Origin of the sequence: Bacillus sp. 37MA (assembly GCF_000372765.1) — a bacterium.
GTDB lineage: Bacteria > Bacillota > Bacilli > Bacillales > Domibacillaceae > Domibacillus > Domibacillus aminovorans.
Window position 1 is genome coordinate 1,154,028 of sequence record NZ_KB889752.1, and the last position, 18,109, is coordinate 1,172,136.

The following is an 18,109-nucleotide window of genomic DNA, read 5'->3' on the forward strand; positions in this document are numbered from 1 at the left end:
TGGACATGCGGACACTCATTTACGAATATAAACAATCATTGCGGTCATTGAGAGAAATGAAAACAGTTATTGAATCGAAAGCCGAATTAACAGAGCTTGATTTGCAAGATAAGACACTCATCAACAGCATGATCAGCGAGACAGAGTTTGCCATTCAATGGATGATGTCCGGCCGGAATCCTGTTGAATATACAGCGGAATTGCTCGGTATCACCAAGTCATCATAGCTTGAAAAAATCAATAAAACAAATAGTTCTATTATAATACTCTGAAGAAAAAGGGAATAATCTGGGTGGGAAAGGGGTAAAATTACATAAATGTAATGGAGGGGTTCAATTGAAGAGTACAGGATATGTAAGGAAATTAGATCAGTTAGGTAGAATCTCTTTACCAATGAAGCTAAGGTGTAAAATAGATATAAAAGAGAACCCTGAGCTCGAATTTTTCGTTAAAAATGAAATGATCATTCTTAAAAAGTATAACCCCTTATCCCCTTGTCTTATAACAAATGAATTTAATGAACAGAATAAAGAGCTTACAGGTGGTATAATCCTTAGTCAACAAGGGGCAGAAGAGTTGTTGCTAGAACTTCAAAGTAAAATAAAAGTGGAGATGAAATAAAGATTTGAAATAAAAAGTTCTGTTCTCAAAAGCAGGGCTTTTTTGTTTGTCTTATTTAAGTTGATTCAACGCACCCTATGAGCCTAGGTATGACGCAGTTCTACTGGGTTTCTAAACAAAAAAGACCGGCCGAAGCCAGTCATCCTTGATCATTAATCACCATGGGTAAAACTTGAACCTTCATTTCCTTCCAGTTATCAAAATTAATTTCCTCTTCATGATACCAATCCAACATACCAGGATCCCAATCATTACCGTCATCAACAATGCATTTTAAAATCTCACTAAAAAAAAGGGGTTCAGTCACTTCTTTCTTTTGGACATTCCACAATCGAAATAAACCCTGATGCTTGACGGCTTCGAGTAATATCAACTTTGATCAGCTCCTTTTCTTTTATTATATAAGGAAGGGATAAAAAGGTTTGTAAAGTATAGGTAAAGAAAAAGATCGGCTGTAGCCGATCTGTTTAATATAATTGTGAGTATGCTCAGGATAGGTATTTGCGGCCGGGGCTTTTATTATTATTCACCGACATCGGATTTCAGCAAAGCTTTCCGCTCATCTAGGAGTATGTGCAACTCTTCAATATCTTCGAGCGTTGCTTGATTACGTATAAAGCTGCGGGCACGGGAGTGGTTGCTCAAATACTTAGCGTGTTCTTTATTCTTTTCTTGCCACTTTTTATTTGCCTCGGTTTGATTGTTCTTCATTCAATCTATCCCTTTCTTTCTTTAACTTGTTTCGAGTTTTACGGAGGAAAAGGTAGTGAACACTTAAAGCACCTGCTATGGACCACAATACAATCATACTTAAAGAGGAGTTATTCTTGGTAACAAGAGATTTATAGGCATATAGTGATAAATAAATAGGGGGGTTACTATGGAAGAAACTCTAATTATCGAACATGAAGAAATGCTTCGAAAAGCAATGTTATCAAGTAATTTAAAGACCTTAGATGAAATGATTCATGATGATCTTATCTTTGTTAATCATTTTGGACAAATCCTAACAAAAGAAGCTGATATTGAAGCTCATCGTTCGAGAGTGTTGAATTTCACTGATATTGAAGTTATGGATCAACGAGTAAAACTTCTAGATCGTTCAGCAGTGACAGTAACACGAGTCTCTTTAAAAGGAACTGTTGGTGCTGATTCAATTGAAAATGAAAAGCCCCCTTGGTGCTCAAAGGGGGGATTACATCCTAAAAATATTAATTGTTAAATTACGGAACTTAATATACATTTTTAAACACCTAAAGATCTTGTTTTCACCAAAAATGAGCTTGGCTTTTTTGCTTCAAATTTGTTCGGTTCTCCTCTGACTATTCTTGCAAAAAATTCTTAACTCGTTTAACATACGGTTCCTTATCGTAGGAAAAATACAATTTACTCGAAAGTTTAATGGGATCACCAAAGAAAAACCGTTCATAAAGCGTTTCGCGTGTACCAAAGGAGCTCATCGTTAAATCCCATGCTAAACGGAAAATCTTAATACGATCCTCTGCATTTCGGGATTTAGCCTGTAAATATTGATCTAAATCTGTTCTAATACTGGATTGAAATGTCTTTTCTGTTGGAATCGTCATCAATCCACTTGCACTTAACAGCTGAATAATTTCGGTAAACCTTGGATAAACTCGTGGAAATAAATTGATGGCGATTTGGAGTGTTGTTTGATCTGGTCGCATAAATCCCCATTCATCGATTTTGGCTTCAATCTCTGATTTGATCACTAAGGCTTTCATCGTTTCTAATGCGACAATAATTTCAGAAGCTTTTTCCTGAACATGCTGATATTCCGCAATGTTAATTGTGTCGATGATAGATTGGACAATCCCCAAAACAAATTCTGTTTTAACAATCTGTCTAGAGACAGCTTGATGCAACGTAAAAGGTAAAAACGAACTAGAAGCCATGAATCTGTTCGATACTTCTATGTTGTCATAATAAAATACGCGTTCCCATGGAACCAACACATTGTCGAAAATAACAATCGAATCCATTTCCTCAAACCGTGAACTTAATGGATAGTTAAACGAAGAGTCGCCTTCAACAAATGAATCTCTACAAACAAACTTAAGGCCTTTGCTATCGCTAGGGATAGAAAAAGCAAAACTTTTCGTTTTATCCTGAATGCCTCCTGCTGAAAAAACCACTATTTCATCCGTTATTCCACCCTGTGTGGCCAGTAATCGAGCACCTTTTACGATGATACCCTCTTCGTTCTTCTCCATCACTTTTGCTGCAATAGGTTCATCGGTATCTTCAAAATAAAATTTTGCTCGATTTACTTGTGGATCAATAAATGTATGTGTCATGGATACGTCATTTTCACGTGCATATTCATAGAACTTTATTATATTTTCGGGAAAACAATTTTCTTTTCCTTTCAAAAAATTCACAGATGACGCAAAGGCCATTAACACTGTATTCATATAGTCTGGGCTTCTTCCCATCATTCCATTATTCGATATAGCCCATTGTTGGATCATTGCTCGTCTTTTTATTAGATCATCTCTTGTTTTCGGCTGTAAATACGACATACCTACGGGCTCTCCAGTTGATGGTGATGGATAGGTCATGACATCTTTAAGTGATTCAGCATGTTGCAAGTCATATAACGCTGCTTGACTTTTCATTACCCCTTTGAACGCAGGATGTTCGGAAATTTTGCCTGTCACAAGGGCTCCATCTATCCATACACATGTTTTTAGGTGATCAATTCGTTCAATGTAATCATTACCGGTTATAGCGGGCATACGCACACTCCTAAAAGTTAGCTAATTGTTATCGTAATGGACGTATAGAATTCGTTCATCCATTTCTTTAGTTACAGCATATTAATATGTCTTTTTAATTGTTACCATTAGGTGACCTTATCCTGTCGCATAGACACTAATAAAAAATGAAAGAAAAGGACAGAGGATTGCAAATACAGGCAGGATCGCTCTTTGTGGCATCGAACTGTTTATGGCAGGAGGTGTTCCCATGAAAATTGGTGAAATAGTTGAACTCACTCAAACAACTATGTCACTGGCAGAGGTCAGAGCAAGCTTTTGAAAACATATTTAGACGAGAATTAACATTAAAAGGTTTCTAGAATTCTTATTCTGCACCATTCCAGGTGAAGAATGGATCAAGAGTATTGACTTTATAACGAATGGGAGAATTCATTTAAAAAACTAATCTCCCATAGCTATAAACTCAGGGGTACCCAGAAAGCTTTCAACATAATTATCAATCGTGAACAATCTTATGGCAAAATGTTAATAATTCCAAACGAGGAGTGAAAGATACAATGAAAGCCGTAATGAAAGTGGAACTAGGTTATGATAATATGTCACTAGTAGAAATCCCAGAACCAGAAGTAACAAGTGATTTGGTTAAAATTAAAGTTGCTTACACAGGAATTTGTGGTACAGACATTCATACATTTACAGGAGAATATAGAAACTCAAAAATTCCCGTTGTATTAGGACATGAATTTTCCGGCGTTGTAGTAGAGGTTGGAGATGCAGTAAAAAATGTTAAAGTAGGGGACAGGGTTACAAGTGAAACCACATTTACAACATGCGGCAAGTGTGAGTACTGCTTAGAGAAGGATTATAATTTATGCTCTTCTCGTAAAGGAATCGGTACTCAAGTAAATGGCAGCATGTCTGAATACGTGGTTTCTCGTGAGGAAAGCGTTCATGTTTTGTCCGAGAATATAAGCCTTGAAGCAGCTGTATTAACAGAGCCGTTAGCTTGTTGTGTACATGCAGCATTAGAAAAAACAACTATTAATAAAGACGACAAAGTACTTATTTTTGGACCAGGGCCAATCGGTCTGCTTCAATGCCAGGTTGTGAAAGCACAAGGTGCGTTTGTCATTTTAGCTGGCATCACAAAGGATAAGCAGCGCTTAGAATTAGCGAAATCATTAGGTGTAGACGTAATTGTTGATGTTCAAGAAGAAAGTTTAGAGGAAGTTGTCATGAAACATACAAATGGTTATGGTGTTGATAAAGTGTTTGAATGCTCTGGTGCAGTGCCAGTGCTTAATCAAGGCTTGCAATTAGTGAAGAAAAAAGGAACATTTGTACAAGTAGGTATTTTTGCGAATAAGATGAATCAGCTGGATCAAGAATCGATTATTCAAAGAGAATTAAAGTATGTTGGTACACGCTCGCAAAAGCCTAGCTCATGGCACATAGCATTACAACTCCTAGAAGAGCAAAAGATTGATACAAACAAAATGATTACAAAGATTGTACCTTTAGAAGACTGGCGTAAAGGTTTTGAGGCAGTAATGGCAGGAAACCAAATTAAGGTTATTATTGCGTCATAATCTCATGATTTCTATGCTATAAACTTTCTGGAATGCTAGAACGCTTTATTGGTGAACTGTACCCCATAAAGTGGACAGTTTAAAAAAAGCCCGCTGCTTATGTAGCCAGTAAATGACCCTAGTATTGTGCTGGGGTCATTTTGTTTAGATCCTGCTGATCTCATGTCATTCTATAATTTCAAATAGAAGAAACTGTTGGTTTGAAATAAAGTTTAACTGTTTATAAAAAAGTCGTACCGTTTTGAAAAAAGTTTAACCATTTATAAAAAAGATGAACTGGAATGATCTACATTTCGGTTTTTCTTATTGAACTATAGGGGCAGTTTAGTTGAATAAGTGCATAGTATGGTCGGACTGTGATTAAAAGAGAAGATGTAAACATCTTGATCTTTTTTTCATTTTAAATTATAATCAATTCCAGATATAAAAGGTCTTTAATGTATTTATAAAGGAGAAAAGTAATGAAATATTCAAAAGCCACAAATTATGCTTTACACACAATGGTATATTTAACACTAACACCAAAGGGAAAATCGATTGGAGTAGAACAGTTAGCTAAAATGCAAAATCTCTCACCAACATACCTTTCTAAGATTTTAACAAAACTTGTTAAAGCAGGATTAATTGAATCAAATCCTGGTGTTAATGGTGGATATAGTTTAGTAAGACAGTCTCATGATATATCTTTTTTAGATGTCATTCATGCTATTGAAGGTCAAACAACTTTATTCAGTTGTTCACTGGAACATGGAGAATTATTTAGAAATGAAGATTGTTTAATTGAGAATGTGATGATTGATGTAGAAAATAAGATGAAAGATGAACTAAACAAAAAATATATTATTGATATTGCAAAACAAATTAAATCGATAAAGAATCATAAATTTGATTGTTAATCATTCCAATTTTTTTTATTTTAATTATAGATATTAAGAATCTGGAATACATTTAATATAAGGGAGGAAATAAAATGTTGTTAGATTGCGTAATCATTGGTGGAGGACCATCAGGCTTAAATGCTTCACTTGTACTTGCGAGGGCAAAAAAAAAGATCATTCTATTTGATGAAGATAAACCTAGAAATGCTGTAACTCATGAATCTCATGGGTTTATCACAAGAGATGGTATCAAACCTTCAGAATTTAAAAGAATAGCTAAAGAAGATTTAATGAAATATTCGAATATATCGATTCAAAATCAACGAGTGATTGATATAAAAAAAGAAAATCGATCTTTTCTGATACATACAGAAGATGGGGATTTTTATCGTTCTAGAAAGGTTATTTTATCCACGGGTCTTACAGATATAATGCCTCGTATAGAAGGTATAAATAATTTCTATGGTACGAGCTTGTTTAGTTGTCCATTTTGTGATGGATGGGAATTAAAAGACCGTGCCTTAGTTGTCATATCAGAAGATCAGCGTGCTTTTCATATGACAAAAATGATTTTTAATTGGAGTAAAGATCTCGTTGTTTGTACTAATGGGAAGAAAATTTTCTCTAAAGAGCAAAAAGAATTATTAACAAAGAAAAATATAGAAGTTATAGAAGATGAAATATTAACTTTACAAGGTGACAAAGGTCAATTAAAAAAGATCCAATTTAAAAATGGTAAAGAAATATTAAGGGAAGGAGGATTAGTAACTACTGGGTTAAAGCAAGCGTCTTCATTTGCTGAATCCTTAGAGTGTAATATGAATAAGAATGGGGGAATTGAAACAGATAAATTTGGACGTACGAATATTGAAGGAGTTTATGCAAGTGGAGATAATTCAATATCAACACCTTCTCAATTAATTATTGCTGCAAGTGAGGGAACTAAAGTTGCTATGGGAGTAATAAGTGATTTAATTAATGAAGATTTTTAAAAAGGTGCACAGTCTCCGTCAACTATGCATTATCCTTATTGTACTAACGGGGTTTTAACACAATAAGCATCACCGAAATGATCAGACTTTTTTATAAAAACAATATAACTAATATTAAGAAAAGAATCCATTTTGATCAATATTTTTTTCAAAATGGATTCTTATTGTTGCTGTCAAATTAGGATTGATGAAATACTTTAAATGTAATTAGTTATTAAAAAAATCTAATTCATCCATTCGGAAAAACATATACAAATGCCAACTGTTCCTCACAAAAGGAGCATTTCCCCCTTAGATTGTGAAGTATTGTACTTAAACTACAGGGTGCGTTCCTTAAATATCTTGCTGCCAACCCAAGCGGCTTTTTTTATTGAACTAAAGCTAAAGTATCCGTTGGTAACACATTAAAAATCATTTAGGGTGAGTGGAGATTTATTCTTTAAAAATAGGACGATACGAACTTTATTCCTTTCAGCTATTAAAATTGAAAAAACATTAAGTATTACTATTTTCTTGTCTGAAAAGTATAATTAGGAATGGGAGATGAGACAAATGAATAAAAAAGATATCACTAATATCCGAAAGCAATTTAAATTAGACAATCCTCTTATGAAAATTCGAGAAATCCTCAATGTTTATGTAAAGAAAGAATCAGGTGAGATTTACCATCAAGTCAGCCAACCGTTTCAAATGTTAGAACAGGAAACACAAGAATTGTTTTTAGCAAACTTTAAAAAGGTTTTGACAGGTCATCTTGACGCGAAACTGTTTGAGCTGAAATTTCAACGCAATGTGGAAGATAGCACACAAACTATCCTTTTTGAAGGATTACGAGCAGAATCAACGGAAGATTGGAAAGAAAACATGCTGAAAATTGTCGGGAAAATGTTTGCTCATGCTGCTTATGAATTTGATACAGTGGTAACATTTATCCAGGGAGAATATCAAAAGGCGATCAGAAAACGGGATCCGGAATCCGAAGAAGGAGGGAATGATGAGGTTTATTCCAACGAGTTTATCCTTTGCAGTCTCAATAAAACCGTTCAGCCGAAAAAAGCCTTGCTGTTTGATTATATCGAGAAAGAATTCAAATCAAATAACGCAGTTGACCCCATTATTAATTTGACTTCTCCGTTAACAGGTTTTCTGTTTCCTGCCTTTAATAATGATTCAGCAGATATTAATCATATTCTCTATTGTGGAGGAAAAGTGAATCAACCAGAAGGTTTATTTATAGAAGAAGTTCTCAACTGTGAAGAGATTATTACTGCCATGGAAGATAAGGATAGCTTCGAACAGATCTTAAAAACAGTAATGGGAGACAAAGTGGATTCCATAGTCATTTCTAATGTTTATGAGGAAATCGATAAAATGGTGCAGGAGAATGAAGAAAACGAAGAAGAAAGTGAACCCCCTATGTTGGATTATCGGGACATCGAACGCATATTAACGGTAAGCGGCGTCGAAGATGTGGATACCGCCAAAGTGGAACATGCCTTCAAAGATGTCGTAGCGGACGAAAAACATGAGTTCAAAGCAAGCAGTTTAGTTCCAAAAAACATTAAAATCAATACGAAGGTGGCAGATGTATCCGTCAGCCCGAAAGACCTGAAAAATATAAAATATATTACTTACAATGGAAAACGATGCTTATTAGTAGAGATCGATGAAGATGTAGTCGTCGAAGGATTTCGACTAGAAACAAAGACACTCTAGTGGATTTTGAGGGACAGGTTCCTTGAATCCATTGCAAGATATATTAATGAGTTTTAGTTGATTCTCTACAACTGATAGGGACCAACTTTTTTTGTTTTAGATTGCTTCCAGACAACATTATAATAAAGCAAATCAGGTCAGTACCATTTTTATGTTAAAATAAAAAGGCGTTTGGAGGGGAGAAGTTCCTGATATGCGTCAGCAGTCAAATCATGAAATAAGAGCATTTCACGCTTGGAATATATTAATCAAACAAGCGGAAGAAAAAGATCACTTATAAGAAACTTGCAGAAAAGTTGGTTTACATCATAAAGTCTACGGCTATCTTTAGAATTCATTGAGGTGAACCTTACCATAAGTACGGCGGAATTTTTGGTATTATAAGTGAATTTAAATTGATACTAGACTATTATCAAACAGAAATTAACATTTAGAATCTAGAAATAGATAGATAAGGGTATGTGTGTGAAAAGCTGAGGGATTGCATTCCTCAGCTTTTTTAGATTTGAAAAATGAATAAATCTCGAATGTGAGGTATATTAAAGTAAATTGATATAAGTATGAAGAAATTGCTGCTGAAATTACAAAAGTCCGAAGTCGTGTCTTGGTTCGGTAAACATCGTTCGGCCATTGCCAATCTTGGTGTGTATCCGCGTCCGGTGCAAAATCCTTTGCCTGTATGGATTGGGAGCGGGGGCAATAGTGAATCGGTCATCCGCGCAGGACTGATGGGGCTGCCACTTGTTCTGGCAATCATAGGAGGACGTCCAGTCCAGTTCGCTCCACTTGTCCAGCATTATAAACAAGCGGCGGCTCAGGCTGGTCATGACGTATCCAAATTGCCGGTTGCGTCCCATTCACATGGATTCATTGCAGAGGATAACGAGACGGCAGCAAATAAATTTTTCCCTCCCACCCAACAAGTCATGAATGTGCTGGGAAAGGAGCGGGGCTGGGGGCATTATGACCGGGCAGCATTCGATGCGGCACGAAGCTTTGAAGGTGCACTGTATGTGGGGGATCCGGAAACCGTGGCCCAAAAGATCATTCACCTTCGAAAGAATGTAGGCATCACACGGTTTATGCTTCACGTACCGGTTGGTACCATGCCACATGGGGATGTGATGAAAGCCATCGAGCTATTGGGGAAAGAAGTGGCACCTATTGTTCGGGAAGAAATCGCCAAATGGGAAGCCACGCAGTAAACCAGCCCCTACTACTGGACAATCTTTGCCAGTGAGAATTCCTTGTTTCCCATAAAACATATGCCACCTATACAGAAGACCAGTTAATTGAGTTATGGAATAGTTGTCCAAATTAAACCTCATTTAGTTACATCATGTGGAGTCGTATCACAAATAACGGCAAACCAAAGAAAAAATCTCGCTGGAGGAATAACGAATCCAGCGGGATTTCCTCCAACCAAGCTGCTCTAGTGCAAAGAAGTATCGGTTGAGGAATTAATGTTAGTTGAAAAAATAGGATCAGATGTGCAGGATGGGGACTTAATAAGAATCCAATCGTCTCCAGATGGTATGAAAGTAGAATTTTTAAAAGAAAAAACGGAAAGTGTTAAAAAGAGAGCTAGAGCAATAAAAAACAGTTGCTTAGGCGTAACCAATAAAAAAGCCGTATCAGTCCCATATACTGGTACGGTTTTTTTACTATTAGTAAAATGAAAAATTTTTAATGTAAATATTAAGCTGTTTTTATTTTGGATTCATAAGCACTTCATGATAAGGAGTTATGATCATAAAGCACGATAAAACAAGTTATCAGGAGGAAGATAAAAATGAAAAAGAAACTTTTAGTCCCAGCATTAGCAGTTACAGTTCTTGGAAGTGGTATCGCAGGTTCCGTAATAGACTTTTCAGCATTTGCATCAGATAGTACACAAACAGAAGTCTCTGAAAAAGTGGAACAAAAGCAATTAGAAAAGAAGACGAAACTAACGAAACAAGAAAGTATCGATATTGCCTTAAAAGAAGTCCAGGGTAGTGCATCAGATGTAGAACTTGAAGACGAAGATGGAGTAATTATCTACAGTGTGGAAGTCACGGATGATCAAGGTCAAAAACATGAGGTCGCGGTAGATGCCAATACCGGTAAGATTTTGAAAATAGAAGCAGATGACGAAGAGTCTGAGAAAGAGGACGGCGAAGAAAACGATAAAGAAGAGCAAAAACAACTTGAAAAAGAAGCAACAGTAACAAAAGAAGAGAGTATCGCCATTGCTCTTAAAGAAGTTCCAGGTAAAGTAAAAGACACAGAACTTGAAGATGAAGACGGTGTTGTTGTATATACTGTAGATGTTATAGATGACAAAGGGGAAGAAAGGGAAATCGTAGTAGATGCTAAATCTGGCAAGGTGTTAAAAGTTGAAATCGAAGAAGATGATGCTGAAACAGATGATGATAACGAATAAGTAAACAAAGATGAGAAAAGGGGGTCCTATTTGCTTATTGCAGATAGGATTCTTCCTTTAGGTTTTTTAAAAATGTCAATTCAGGATAATATGATAAAGAAAAATGTTCACAGGAGAGTAAAGTTATGAATGAAGGGAGTTAAATGATGCAAACGATCTTGATTGTAGAGGATGAAGAAAGATTGGCTGAATTTTTAGAACTTGAGCTCAAATATGAGGGATACTCCGTTGAGATTGCATATGATGGACGTTTAGGTTTAGAAAAAGCATTACATCAAGATTTTGACATCATTCTTCTTGATTTGATGCTGCCGGGACTAAACGGAATTGAAGTATGCAGGAGATTACGAACAGCCAAAGACACACCCATCATTATGCTAACGGCAAAAGACAGTGTAATGGACCGGGTGATGGGGCTTGATAATGGGGCAGATGATTATTTACCAAAACCTTTTGCCATTGAAGAATTACTGGCAAGAATGCGCGTTATTTTTAAGCGCCAGGAAAGATTGGCAGCAAATCAGACCATTTCTTTGAAATTTAAGAATTTAGTGCTCGATGTAGAATCCCGTCTCCTTACGAAAGAAAATGAAACCATCGAGCTTACGAACAAAGAATTTGAACTACTTTCTTTTTTTATGAAAAACATTAACCGGGTATTAACAAGGGACATGCTTTTAGAGCAAATATGGTCTTATGATACGACAGTAGAAACAAACGTGATTGATGTGTACGTCAGGCATTTACGTAATAAGTTAAATACAAATGAAAAAGAGCCTTACATTCAAACAGTAAGAGGGGTTGGGTACGTGATGCGGGATTGAATAAATTTATTACATATTACTCTAATTTGCCGATCAGATGGAAAATAACGATGTGGTCATCGGCGTTCATGTTTATCCTGTTTCTATCGTATTCAATCCTCCAGTATATGATCATTGAACATAGAACTTTAAATTATGAGAAAGAAAATATGAATCATCAGTTAGATGAAATATTGACGTTTATTGAATCGAACCATCAGCCACTTACCATAGATGAAATAAAACAAAGCGAAAACGACTTTTCAATTATAAATGAAGAAGATCAATTAATTCGAATCATTGATCAAAAAGGGACTATCGTCATGAACGTTACAGAAGATTTACACGAAGCAGAGGTATTACCAGTATTAGTAAACAGTAAGGAGTTTGAAATCGTTAGAAATAGCGAAGATCCTCTTCTTATTTTAAGAGCGCCTGTTGTAACGGATGAATTTGCTGGGACGATTGAGATTATTAGAAGTATGGAAATGATTGACGACTTCATTGATAATATCTTTTTTGTGTTGATTACCGGGGGTGTCGGTGGACTGTTACTAAGTTTCCTTGGAGGGACATTTCTTTCAAGACAATTGCTTTCCAATGTACGTGTGATCACAGATACGATGCAAAAGATAAAAGTGAATGGTCTGCAGGAGCGTGTTCCTACCTATGAAACGAATGATGAAATTGCACAACTAGGAAAACTGTTTAATGAATTAATGGATGATCTGGAAGAGTCTTTTATTCAACAAAAACAATTTGTTGAAGACGCATCCCATGAATTACGAACACCACTGGCTATCATTCATGGTCACTTATCCCTGTTAAATCGGTGGGGAAAAGATGATCCCGAAGTGCTTAACAAATCGCTTCATTCAAGCTTAAAAGAGGTCGACCGCCTGATAAAGCTTGTTCAAGAGCTGCTGGAACTATCAAAAGCAGAAACAGGAACAATGGGACCTACTGAAGTGAATCCGGTTCATGTCGTTCAGTTAATTCAATCTGTTAAACATAATTTTGAACTATTGCATCCTGATTTTATGTTTACTACACATATAGAGGAAGGAACACAGTACGTAGCTGTACCCCCTCGTCATTTAGAGCAGATTTTGATTATATTATTGGATAATGCTGTGAAGTTTTCAGCGGTAGAAAAAAATGTAGTAATTGCTTGTTTTGCTGAGAATGAAACAGTACACATACAAGTAATCGATAAAGGAATCGGGATTTCAAAGCAGGATATTCCTTACGTGTTAAATCGGTTTTATCGGGCCGACAAAGCGAGAAGCAGTAAACAGGGAGGACAAGGTCTCGGCCTCGCCATTGCGAAACGATGGATTGAAAAATACAAAGGAACAATTCATATTGATAGTGAAGAGGGGAAGGGAACAACCTTTACGATGACTTTTCCGATTGCTAAATCACCTTTCTAAATCTGCCGTATTTCCTCCAGCAAAACTGTTCTGGTGCGAGGACGAATCGAATTGTCTGATGCTGATGTGAAAGTTGAGCTTTTAAAAGAAGAAACGGAGAGTATTAAAGAGAGAGCTAGAGCAATAAAAGAGCAGTTGCTCAAGCGTAATCAATAAGGAAAAGCCGTATCAGTCAGTATACTGGTACGGCTTTTATACTATGTAAGTAAATGTTTTGGGCGGAGTTTTGAAACTTTAGATTAAGGCTCTGTTAGCGAATGATGTTGATTTCCATATTGAACTAACGGGGCAGGTTAGTTGAAGAAGAAATGAGTACAAACTCTAACAGCAATGAAACGAATACTTTTGAGATAGAGCACTTCAGTTTTGGATTTTCTGAGGAAATAGAGTTTTTGCAAGAAGATTTTCCATCACCTGTCGTTCAGTTAGATTTCGATGCTTATGTTTCTCGGATGCTTAATGAAAATCCAGATGAATGAGTGAGAATTGAGTTTTCTCAATTAAGGGTGTGTTAGTGTCAACAAACCTTAGAAAAAAAGACCGAAATAAACGGTCTTTTTTTTTGATTAAAAATCAACATCGGAATGCATGGAACGTGGTATTGAGGAAATAACAAATATAATAAAAACATAATTAACAATGTGCAAAATTCAAAAAGTAAAATGAAAAAAACAAAGTATCAATAAAAAGGGGACCTTTCTAAATGAGAGCACGTAATTGGAACGCGAAGAAAACATATGTATACTGCATTTTTTTAACAGCAAAGCCGAAGCCGATTATTACCTGATTCTTTTGGCAGATCCAGACATTGAAAAGGTGGAAGTGCAACCAGTATTCGAGGTGATTCCATCATATCCAGTCACATGCTATCGCTGTAACGGATTAGGCAAGGGACAAGCCCAAAAACGGGGAAACCGATCAATTGTACTCTTTAAATTATTAGAAGAAGGAGCTCGGGTAGAAAGTAAATGTGATGGAGTGGACCCGAGCGGAGTAGAAGCGCAATCGATAAATAAAAGTGATGCAGCTGAATTTTTAATGTTTTTTAGATGCTTCTCTCGTTAAATAATCGAGTTGTTTTTGTATAGTATTTAATTGCCGTTGAATGGGCCCTAGACTTAATTGATCTTGAGAATTATCGTTTGACAGTTCTTCTAAAGCCCGCACCTCGGCAAATACTCCTATAGCCTGACCAAGGGCTACGACTGCTGAACCAATGATTGCGATCTGTGCGGCACTAATTTCAGAAGATAACGAAGGTTTTTCTAACTTAACCTCTCTTAAATGATCAGGTTTCATCACATTAACCTCCTGAAATGTAAGAATTAATAACGTTTACATTTTATGCGGAAAATTATTTAGTGTGATAAGGAAAAGGACTATAAGGACCTTAAAATAGGCGTCAGGATTGGAAAAAGCTGTAGTGATATTACATGAAGAAGAATCATCGCAGTTTATCGAACAGCTCAGCTTATTTTGAGAAAGGGATGGCGTGATGAATATTGGGGATTGGGTTTTAGCAGCGTCTGGCCGGTATTGGTATATGAGTTATATCGATAGCTTTTCAAAATATTTAGAGACGGTGCACGTGACGAAAATAACCAGGTTTATAAGAGGTGTTCCTGAAAACATCAAACCAGCTCCAGCTACGTGCTCAATGAGTTTAATTGTACCGTTGGATTCGTCTCTTTTGAAAGAAGATTACGACAGTCTTATCGATTTAGCGATTATAACTGCTGATAAGGAATGGTTCTTTGAGTTAAGAGAAAGGATGATGGCTGATGCAAGAGCGTAAAAAGATGCGAGCAGGCAGGTACCTGCTCTTTCGAAAAGAAGGGGATTATCGTGTTTAGATTTATAAGTATTTGCAGTGGCATGAACTAAAAGCACGAATTAATTCAGGCTGGAGGGTTTGGACATGAGCAAAGTACACACATGGTACATGACACTGGAAGAAGTAAAGGAGTACTGCAAAAAGTTCAAAGGCAATAGTGGGCTTTAGCTGCAACTCTTCGTAAACAGAAAAAGCAGCCAGGCGATCGGCGGAAAAAATAAAAAAGCGCCAGAAGCGCTTTAATAAAATAATTTATCTTTCACCTTGAATTTTTGATTATTCTTTTGGGTATATTCATATTCGGATTTTGAAAAAAAATTTGATTTTTCTAACTTGAAAACTAATGAACAAATTAGGCTAACCTCTAAAATGGTTAACATTATCCATGAAAAAAGTTCATTTGGCGACATACTGAGAAAACCTCCGTGCTAATAAATATTATTAAGTAGATAACCTTTTATTTATCCGGTAAAAATAAAATTAATCATTTTTTCTTGTATGTAATTCATTTTTATTGATCTTGCCATCGTTATCCTTGTCAATACCAGTAGCATTATTAACTGTTTGTGCAATCAAGTTTATCCCTTGATCCATAGCATTCATTGAATTGGATTTTTGACCAGCATCTTTAGATTTTTCTTGTTTTTTCATTTTTATCACCTCCTAAAATATAGGATTTGTAGTAAATGAAAAAATATTCGAAAGAAATTACATTACCGAGCTTCCTCACTCATTTGAGCAAATTTATGTGACGAGAGTAGCGAAATGTGTAAATGAAAGAGTGATTTAGATGAAGCAAGAGTCCAGGATTTATGACAAAAACAAGACGGAAGGATTAAATATTACGCTGACAAAAGAAGACTATCAAGACCTAATAGATTTAGCGATCAAGACAGGGGATCGGCAGTGGTTCTTTGAGTTAAGAGGAAGGATGCTGCAGGATGTGTAAAACGTTCAAAAATATTGAATAAAAAAAAGCGGCTGTATTTACTATATACAGTCGCACAATATTGGATTGGTGGCTACAGTAGAGAGAGAAGGCAAGAGCTAGATTAATTCAAAAGGGTCTTACGGATAAAGGTTTGGTGTCTAGCAGCATCCGCCGCCGTATCCGCCGCCCATGTAAGATGCTCCAATGATGATTAAAAGAATGAATAAGACAACAACTAGTGCAAAGCCTGATCCATATCCAGATCCAGAGTCATTACAATTTTGGGAACTCATAACTATCACCTCTTTCTAAATATAGTATGAAAAAATACAGACGTATCTTGTGCGAATGGCTCTAAAAAACAAAAAGAATTATCTGCAACGATTGCAGCCATGTGATTGACTATGTGATGGATTCATGTAATTTTGTGATGGATCCATGTGACACTGTGATGGATCCATATAGCCTGGATCTACGACGACGTTTCTTGTCACAGGCTGATAAATATGACGAGGAACGTTAACAATATGCTGCCGATTAACATTCACGATTGGGTGAATAACAGGAACCTCGCGTTTAATGTAGGAATCATGAAATACACACTTTGGGGGACAGATGATTGGTCTAATAGGACGACACATCCAAAACACCTCCTTGTTTACTATAGTAGATGCATCCCGTAGTATCTTTGAAACGGACAGACATCACGGGTGAGATTTTTAATTTGCTATAAATGACATATACCTAATACAGATAGCTACCTGTCCTTTTGATAGGTTGGAAGATTAAAGATACGAAAAGTAACATACACAGAATTCAAATATCCAGATGACAAAGGGGAAGTTATCTGTCCTCAATGCACGTTTGAACAGGCTCTTCCCGCAAATTACTGTGGAGGATGCGGACAAGAGTTACCGGATTACATTAAACGAGGATTAATGCATTAAAAATAGAGGGGGAATTGATATGTATTTTGTAATTGTGTCATCTATAATCGGAAATTCTATAGTTGAAAGTTATGAATATAAGGAAGAGGCCAAAGAACGGTGCGTATGGCAGAAGAAATCCCGATGAAAATCAAAGTGAAGGTGGAAATTCAAACAAAAAACAGCCAGATTAATAACCTGACTGTAAAAGAATTGGAATTTCGAGGATTGACATAAAGCAGTAGCAGTATGTCCATATTAGAAAAGTTTATGCAAAGAGGAACAATTTTATATTTTGCAACAAAACAATAGCCAGGTTAACACCTGACTGTAAAAGAATTGAAAGTGACAAAATATCGGGTATGACGGGGAACCGTCATATAAAAATAGTATGCCCGTTCAAGAAATGTTTACACAAAAAAAGCCGAGAAAAGTCCCCGGCTACAAATATTTGGAAGGTTCTTACTCATGAGAAAACTTAACACAGTAACAGTTTAACCATCGAAGAGAAAATTATACAAAAAATGATATTTATTCGCGATAGATTTTTAAAGTCTGCTTTGCAATTGAAATTGGAGAATTAATTTGTCTAGCTCCTCGCTATATTTAAGGGTTTCGATATCTGTAAATCCCTTTTTTAAACCAGAGGCTATCATTAACTCGCGAATATCGTTAATTTGGGTGGATAAGTCATCTAAATTTAACTGAGTAGATAACATTACATCTCTCCTGTGCGAGTTTGTTTATTAAACATAATAGAAGCTATCATAAAATAATCTAGAGAGAATTACCATGTATTCGACAAAATTTCTAAAAATATTATATTTTTTTGAGAGTTAAAGAAAATATAAAAGGCCAGGACTCTGCCCGGCCGTTAAATAGTGCTCGCAATTCTATTTTAACCTGTGAGGAAAATTCACTTTCAGTTTCACGTAACGATCTTGGTTTTCTTAATAAAGCCACTAAAGAAAAAACGAAACTAATGAATAAAACTATTGATATTATCCACGCAACAATATGGATTAGCACCATACTGTGATGGTCTCCTTCGCTGAGTAAAATTGAATTAGTTACTAATCATATCCAACTAGGAAAGAATTAAACATAAAGTATTTCTTCAAAAAAGAAATTGAGCACAAAACCTTATAGAAGTGGTGTAAGGGAGAGTGATCAACAGTAGACACAAACTGTGAAGGAGTAAATTTCAATGAGTGTAAAAG

Annotated in this window: 22 protein-coding genes and 2 pseudogenes; 16 read left to right on the forward strand and 8 right to left on the reverse strand. The window is 36.0% G+C overall.

Annotation, left to right across the window (positions count from 1 at the left end):
* Positions 1-5 precede the first annotated feature (5 nt).
* Entirely contained in the window at positions 6-227 is a 222-nt protein-coding gene (locus A3M5_RS0106445; protein ID WP_018392946.1) for a hypothetical protein, read from the forward strand.
* Positions 228-336: 109 nt separating this feature from the next.
* Positions 337-621 (forward strand): AbrB/MazE/SpoVT family DNA-binding domain-containing protein, encoded by a 285-nt coding sequence (locus A3M5_RS0106450; protein ID WP_018392947.1) that lies wholly within the window; start codon positions 337-339, stop codon positions 619-621.
* 139 nt (positions 622-760) lie between these two features.
* Here A3M5_RS0106450 and A3M5_RS0106455 read toward each other — a convergent pair whose 3' ends face one another.
* Complete coding sequence (locus tag A3M5_RS0106455) at positions 761-994, reverse strand: hypothetical protein (protein ID WP_018392948.1); 234 nt, start codon at positions 992-994, stop codon at positions 761-763.
* Between the two features lie 149 nt (positions 995-1,143).
* Positions 1,144-1,332 (reverse strand): hypothetical protein, encoded by a 189-nt coding sequence (locus A3M5_RS0106460; protein WP_018392949.1) that lies wholly within the window; start codon positions 1,330-1,332, stop codon positions 1,144-1,146.
* Between the two features lie 169 nt (positions 1,333-1,501).
* Here A3M5_RS0106460 and A3M5_RS0106465 point away from each other — a divergent pair, with 169 nt between their 5' ends.
* A complete protein-coding gene (locus tag A3M5_RS0106465; protein WP_018392950.1) occupies positions 1,502-1,843 on the forward strand; it encodes a nuclear transport factor 2 family protein in 342 nt (113 codons plus the stop codon).
* Between the two features lie 100 nt (positions 1,844-1,943).
* On the opposite strand, the gene hpaB is transcribed toward A3M5_RS0106465, so the two are convergent.
* Positions 1,944-3,380: a 4-hydroxyphenylacetate 3-monooxygenase, oxygenase component gene (gene hpaB, locus A3M5_RS0106470; protein ID WP_018392951.1), complete on the reverse strand. Its 1,437-nt coding sequence runs from the start codon at positions 3,378-3,380 to the stop codon at positions 1,944-1,946.
* Between the two features lie 287 nt (positions 3,381-3,667).
* Between hpaB and A3M5_RS26020 the strand changes: the two are divergent.
* The 11 genes and pseudogenes from A3M5_RS26020 to A3M5_RS25735 all read left to right on the forward strand — a co-directional run.
* Positions 3,668-3,911, forward strand: a pseudogene (locus A3M5_RS26020) (galactitol-1-phosphate 5-dehydrogenase); the annotation flags it as partial.
* 8 nt (positions 3,912-3,919) lie between these two features.
* Complete coding sequence (locus A3M5_RS0106475; protein WP_018392952.1) at positions 3,920-4,951, forward strand: zinc-binding dehydrogenase; 1,032 nt, start codon at positions 3,920-3,922, stop codon at positions 4,949-4,951.
* A gap of 461 nt (positions 4,952-5,412) precedes the next feature.
* A complete protein-coding gene (locus A3M5_RS0106480; RefSeq protein ID WP_018392953.1) occupies positions 5,413-5,847 on the forward strand; it encodes an Rrf2 family transcriptional regulator in 435 nt (144 codons plus the stop codon).
* Positions 5,848-5,921: 74 nt separating this feature from the next.
* Positions 5,922-6,821 (forward strand): NAD(P)/FAD-dependent oxidoreductase, encoded by a 900-nt coding sequence (locus A3M5_RS0106485; protein WP_018392954.1) that lies wholly within the window; start codon positions 5,922-5,924, stop codon positions 6,819-6,821.
* 552 nt (positions 6,822-7,373) lie between these two features.
* Positions 7,374-8,537 carry a DUF4317 domain-containing protein gene (locus A3M5_RS0106490; RefSeq protein WP_018392955.1) on the forward strand — a complete coding sequence of 388 codons (1,164 nt, stop codon included), beginning with the start codon at positions 7,374-7,376 and terminating at the stop codon, positions 8,535-8,537.
* A gap of 566 nt (positions 8,538-9,103) precedes the next feature.
* Positions 9,104-9,742: pseudogene (locus tag A3M5_RS22415) on the forward strand (LLM class flavin-dependent oxidoreductase); the annotation flags it as partial.
* 258 nt (positions 9,743-10,000) lie between these two features.
* Positions 10,001-10,216, forward strand: a complete 216-nt coding sequence (locus A3M5_RS0106505) for a hypothetical protein (protein ID WP_018392957.1) — start codon at positions 10,001-10,003, stop codon at positions 10,214-10,216.
* A 113-nt stretch (positions 10,217-10,329) separates the two neighbouring features.
* Positions 10,330-10,962, forward strand: a complete 633-nt coding sequence (locus A3M5_RS0106510) for a PepSY domain-containing protein (protein WP_018392958.1) — start codon at positions 10,330-10,332, stop codon at positions 10,960-10,962.
* Positions 10,963-11,108: 146 nt separating this feature from the next.
* On the forward strand, positions 11,109-11,786 hold the full coding sequence (locus A3M5_RS0106520) for a response regulator transcription factor (protein WP_018392960.1): 678 nt from the start codon (positions 11,109-11,111) through the stop codon (positions 11,784-11,786).
* Between the two features lie 68 nt (positions 11,787-11,854).
* The gene (locus A3M5_RS0106525; protein ID WP_353643291.1) at positions 11,855-13,198 is read left to right on the forward strand and encodes a sensor histidine kinase; all 1,344 of its coding nucleotides are present in this window, start codon (positions 11,855-11,857) and stop codon (positions 13,196-13,198) included.
* 717 nt (positions 13,199-13,915) lie between these two features.
* A complete protein-coding gene (locus A3M5_RS25735; protein ID WP_018392963.1) occupies positions 13,916-14,263 on the forward strand; it encodes a hypothetical protein in 348 nt (115 codons plus the stop codon).
* On the opposite strand, the gene A3M5_RS0106545 is transcribed toward A3M5_RS25735, so the two are convergent.
* The gene (locus tag A3M5_RS0106545; RefSeq protein ID WP_018392964.1) at positions 14,234-14,497 is read right to left on the reverse strand and encodes a hypothetical protein; all 264 of its coding nucleotides are present in this window, start codon (positions 14,495-14,497) and stop codon (positions 14,234-14,236) included. The two genes, A3M5_RS25735 and A3M5_RS0106545, sit on opposite strands and share 30 nt — an antisense overlap.
* Before the next feature lie 196 nt (positions 14,498-14,693).
* On the opposite strand from A3M5_RS0106545, the gene A3M5_RS0106550 reads away from it, so the two are divergent.
* The gene (locus tag A3M5_RS0106550) at positions 14,694-14,993 is read left to right on the forward strand and encodes a hypothetical protein (RefSeq protein ID WP_018392965.1); all 300 of its coding nucleotides are present in this window, start codon (positions 14,694-14,696) and stop codon (positions 14,991-14,993) included.
* A gap of 519 nt (positions 14,994-15,512) precedes the next feature.
* On the opposite strand, the gene A3M5_RS25740 is transcribed toward A3M5_RS0106550, so the two are convergent.
* Positions 15,513-15,683: a hypothetical protein gene (locus tag A3M5_RS25740; protein ID WP_018392967.1), complete on the reverse strand. Its 171-nt coding sequence runs from the start codon at positions 15,681-15,683 to the stop codon at positions 15,513-15,515.
* A gap of 139 nt (positions 15,684-15,822) precedes the next feature.
* Between A3M5_RS25740 and A3M5_RS25245 the strand changes: the two genes are divergently transcribed.
* The gene (locus tag A3M5_RS25245; RefSeq protein ID WP_018392968.1) at positions 15,823-15,981 is read left to right on the forward strand and encodes a hypothetical protein; all 159 of its coding nucleotides are present in this window, start codon (positions 15,823-15,825) and stop codon (positions 15,979-15,981) included.
* Positions 15,982-16,121: 140 nt separating this feature from the next.
* Here A3M5_RS25245 and A3M5_RS24495 read toward each other — a convergent pair whose 3' ends face one another.
* The 3 genes from A3M5_RS24495 to A3M5_RS24505 all read right to left on the reverse strand — a co-directional run bounded on the left by A3M5_RS24495 (position 16,122) and on the right by A3M5_RS24505 (position 17,608).
* On the reverse strand, positions 16,122-16,256 hold the full coding sequence (locus tag A3M5_RS24495) for a YjcZ family sporulation protein (protein WP_018392969.1): 135 nt from the start codon (positions 16,254-16,256) through the stop codon (positions 16,122-16,124).
* Between the two features lie 78 nt (positions 16,257-16,334).
* Positions 16,335-16,604 carry a hypothetical protein gene (locus A3M5_RS24500; protein ID WP_231373220.1) on the reverse strand — a complete coding sequence of 90 codons (270 nt, stop codon included), beginning with the start codon at positions 16,602-16,604 and terminating at the stop codon, positions 16,335-16,337.
* An 833-nt stretch (positions 16,605-17,437) separates the two neighbouring features.
* The gene (locus tag A3M5_RS24505) at positions 17,438-17,608 is read right to left on the reverse strand and encodes an aspartyl-phosphate phosphatase Spo0E family protein (RefSeq protein WP_018392610.1); all 171 of its coding nucleotides are present in this window, start codon (positions 17,606-17,608) and stop codon (positions 17,438-17,440) included.
* Positions 17,609-18,109 lie beyond the last annotated feature (501 nt).

What these genes read in the sequence shown, in the direction of transcription:
- A3M5_RS0106525 (WP_353643291.1), top strand. Translation starts at nt 11,855, where the DNA reads ATGTTTATCCTGTTTCTATCGTATTCAATCCTCCAGTATATGATCATT.
- A3M5_RS0106490 (WP_018392955.1), top strand. Translation starts at nt 7,374, where the DNA reads ATGAATAAAAAAGATATCACTAATATCCGAAAGCAATTTAAATTAGAC.
- A3M5_RS24505 (WP_018392610.1), bottom strand. Translation starts at nt 17,608, where the DNA reads ATGTTATCTACTCAGTTAAATTTAGATGACTTATCCACCCAAATTAAC.
- A3M5_RS0106480 (WP_018392953.1), top strand. Translation starts at nt 5,413, where the DNA reads ATGAAATATTCAAAAGCCACAAATTATGCTTTACACACAATGGTATAT.
- A3M5_RS0106510 (WP_018392958.1), top strand. Translation starts at nt 10,330, where the DNA reads ATGAAAAAGAAACTTTTAGTCCCAGCATTAGCAGTTACAGTTCTTGGA.
- A3M5_RS0106545 (WP_018392964.1), bottom strand. Translation starts at nt 14,497, where the DNA reads ATGAAACCTGATCATTTAAGAGAGGTTAAGTTAGAAAAACCTTCGTTA.
- A3M5_RS0106485 (WP_018392954.1), top strand. Translation starts at nt 5,922, where the DNA reads ATGTTGTTAGATTGCGTAATCATTGGTGGAGGACCATCAGGCTTAAAT.
- A3M5_RS0106445 (WP_018392946.1), top strand. Translation starts at nt 6, where the DNA reads ATGCGGACACTCATTTACGAATATAAACAATCATTGCGGTCATTGAGA.
- A3M5_RS0106550 (WP_018392965.1), top strand. Translation starts at nt 14,694, where the DNA reads ATGAATATTGGGGATTGGGTTTTAGCAGCGTCTGGCCGGTATTGGTAT.
- A3M5_RS25245 (WP_018392968.1), top strand. Translation starts at nt 15,823, where the DNA reads ATGAAGCAAGAGTCCAGGATTTATGACAAAAACAAGACGGAAGGATTA.
- A3M5_RS0106465 (WP_018392950.1), top strand. Translation starts at nt 1,502, where the DNA reads ATGGAAGAAACTCTAATTATCGAACATGAAGAAATGCTTCGAAAAGCA.
- A3M5_RS0106475 (WP_018392952.1), top strand. Translation starts at nt 3,920, where the DNA reads ATGAAAGCCGTAATGAAAGTGGAACTAGGTTATGATAATATGTCACTA.
- A3M5_RS25740 (WP_018392967.1), bottom strand. Translation starts at nt 15,683, where the DNA reads ATGAAAAAACAAGAAAAATCTAAAGATGCTGGTCAAAAATCCAATTCA.
- A3M5_RS0106520 (WP_018392960.1), top strand. Translation starts at nt 11,109, where the DNA reads ATGCAAACGATCTTGATTGTAGAGGATGAAGAAAGATTGGCTGAATTT.
- A3M5_RS24500 (WP_231373220.1), bottom strand. Translation starts at nt 16,604, where the DNA reads ATGTGTCGTCCTATTAGACCAATCATCTGTCCCCCAAAGTGTGTATTT.
- A3M5_RS24495 (WP_018392969.1), bottom strand. Translation starts at nt 16,256, where the DNA reads ATGAGTTCCCAAAATTGTAATGACTCTGGATCTGGATATGGATCAGGC.
- A3M5_RS0106505 (WP_018392957.1), top strand. Translation starts at nt 10,001, where the DNA reads ATGTTAGTTGAAAAAATAGGATCAGATGTGCAGGATGGGGACTTAATA.
- hpaB (WP_018392951.1), bottom strand. Translation starts at nt 3,380, where the DNA reads ATGCCCGCTATAACCGGTAATGATTACATTGAACGAATTGATCACCTA.
- A3M5_RS0106460 (WP_018392949.1), bottom strand. Translation starts at nt 1,332, where the DNA reads ATGAAGAACAATCAAACCGAGGCAAATAAAAAGTGGCAAGAAAAGAAT.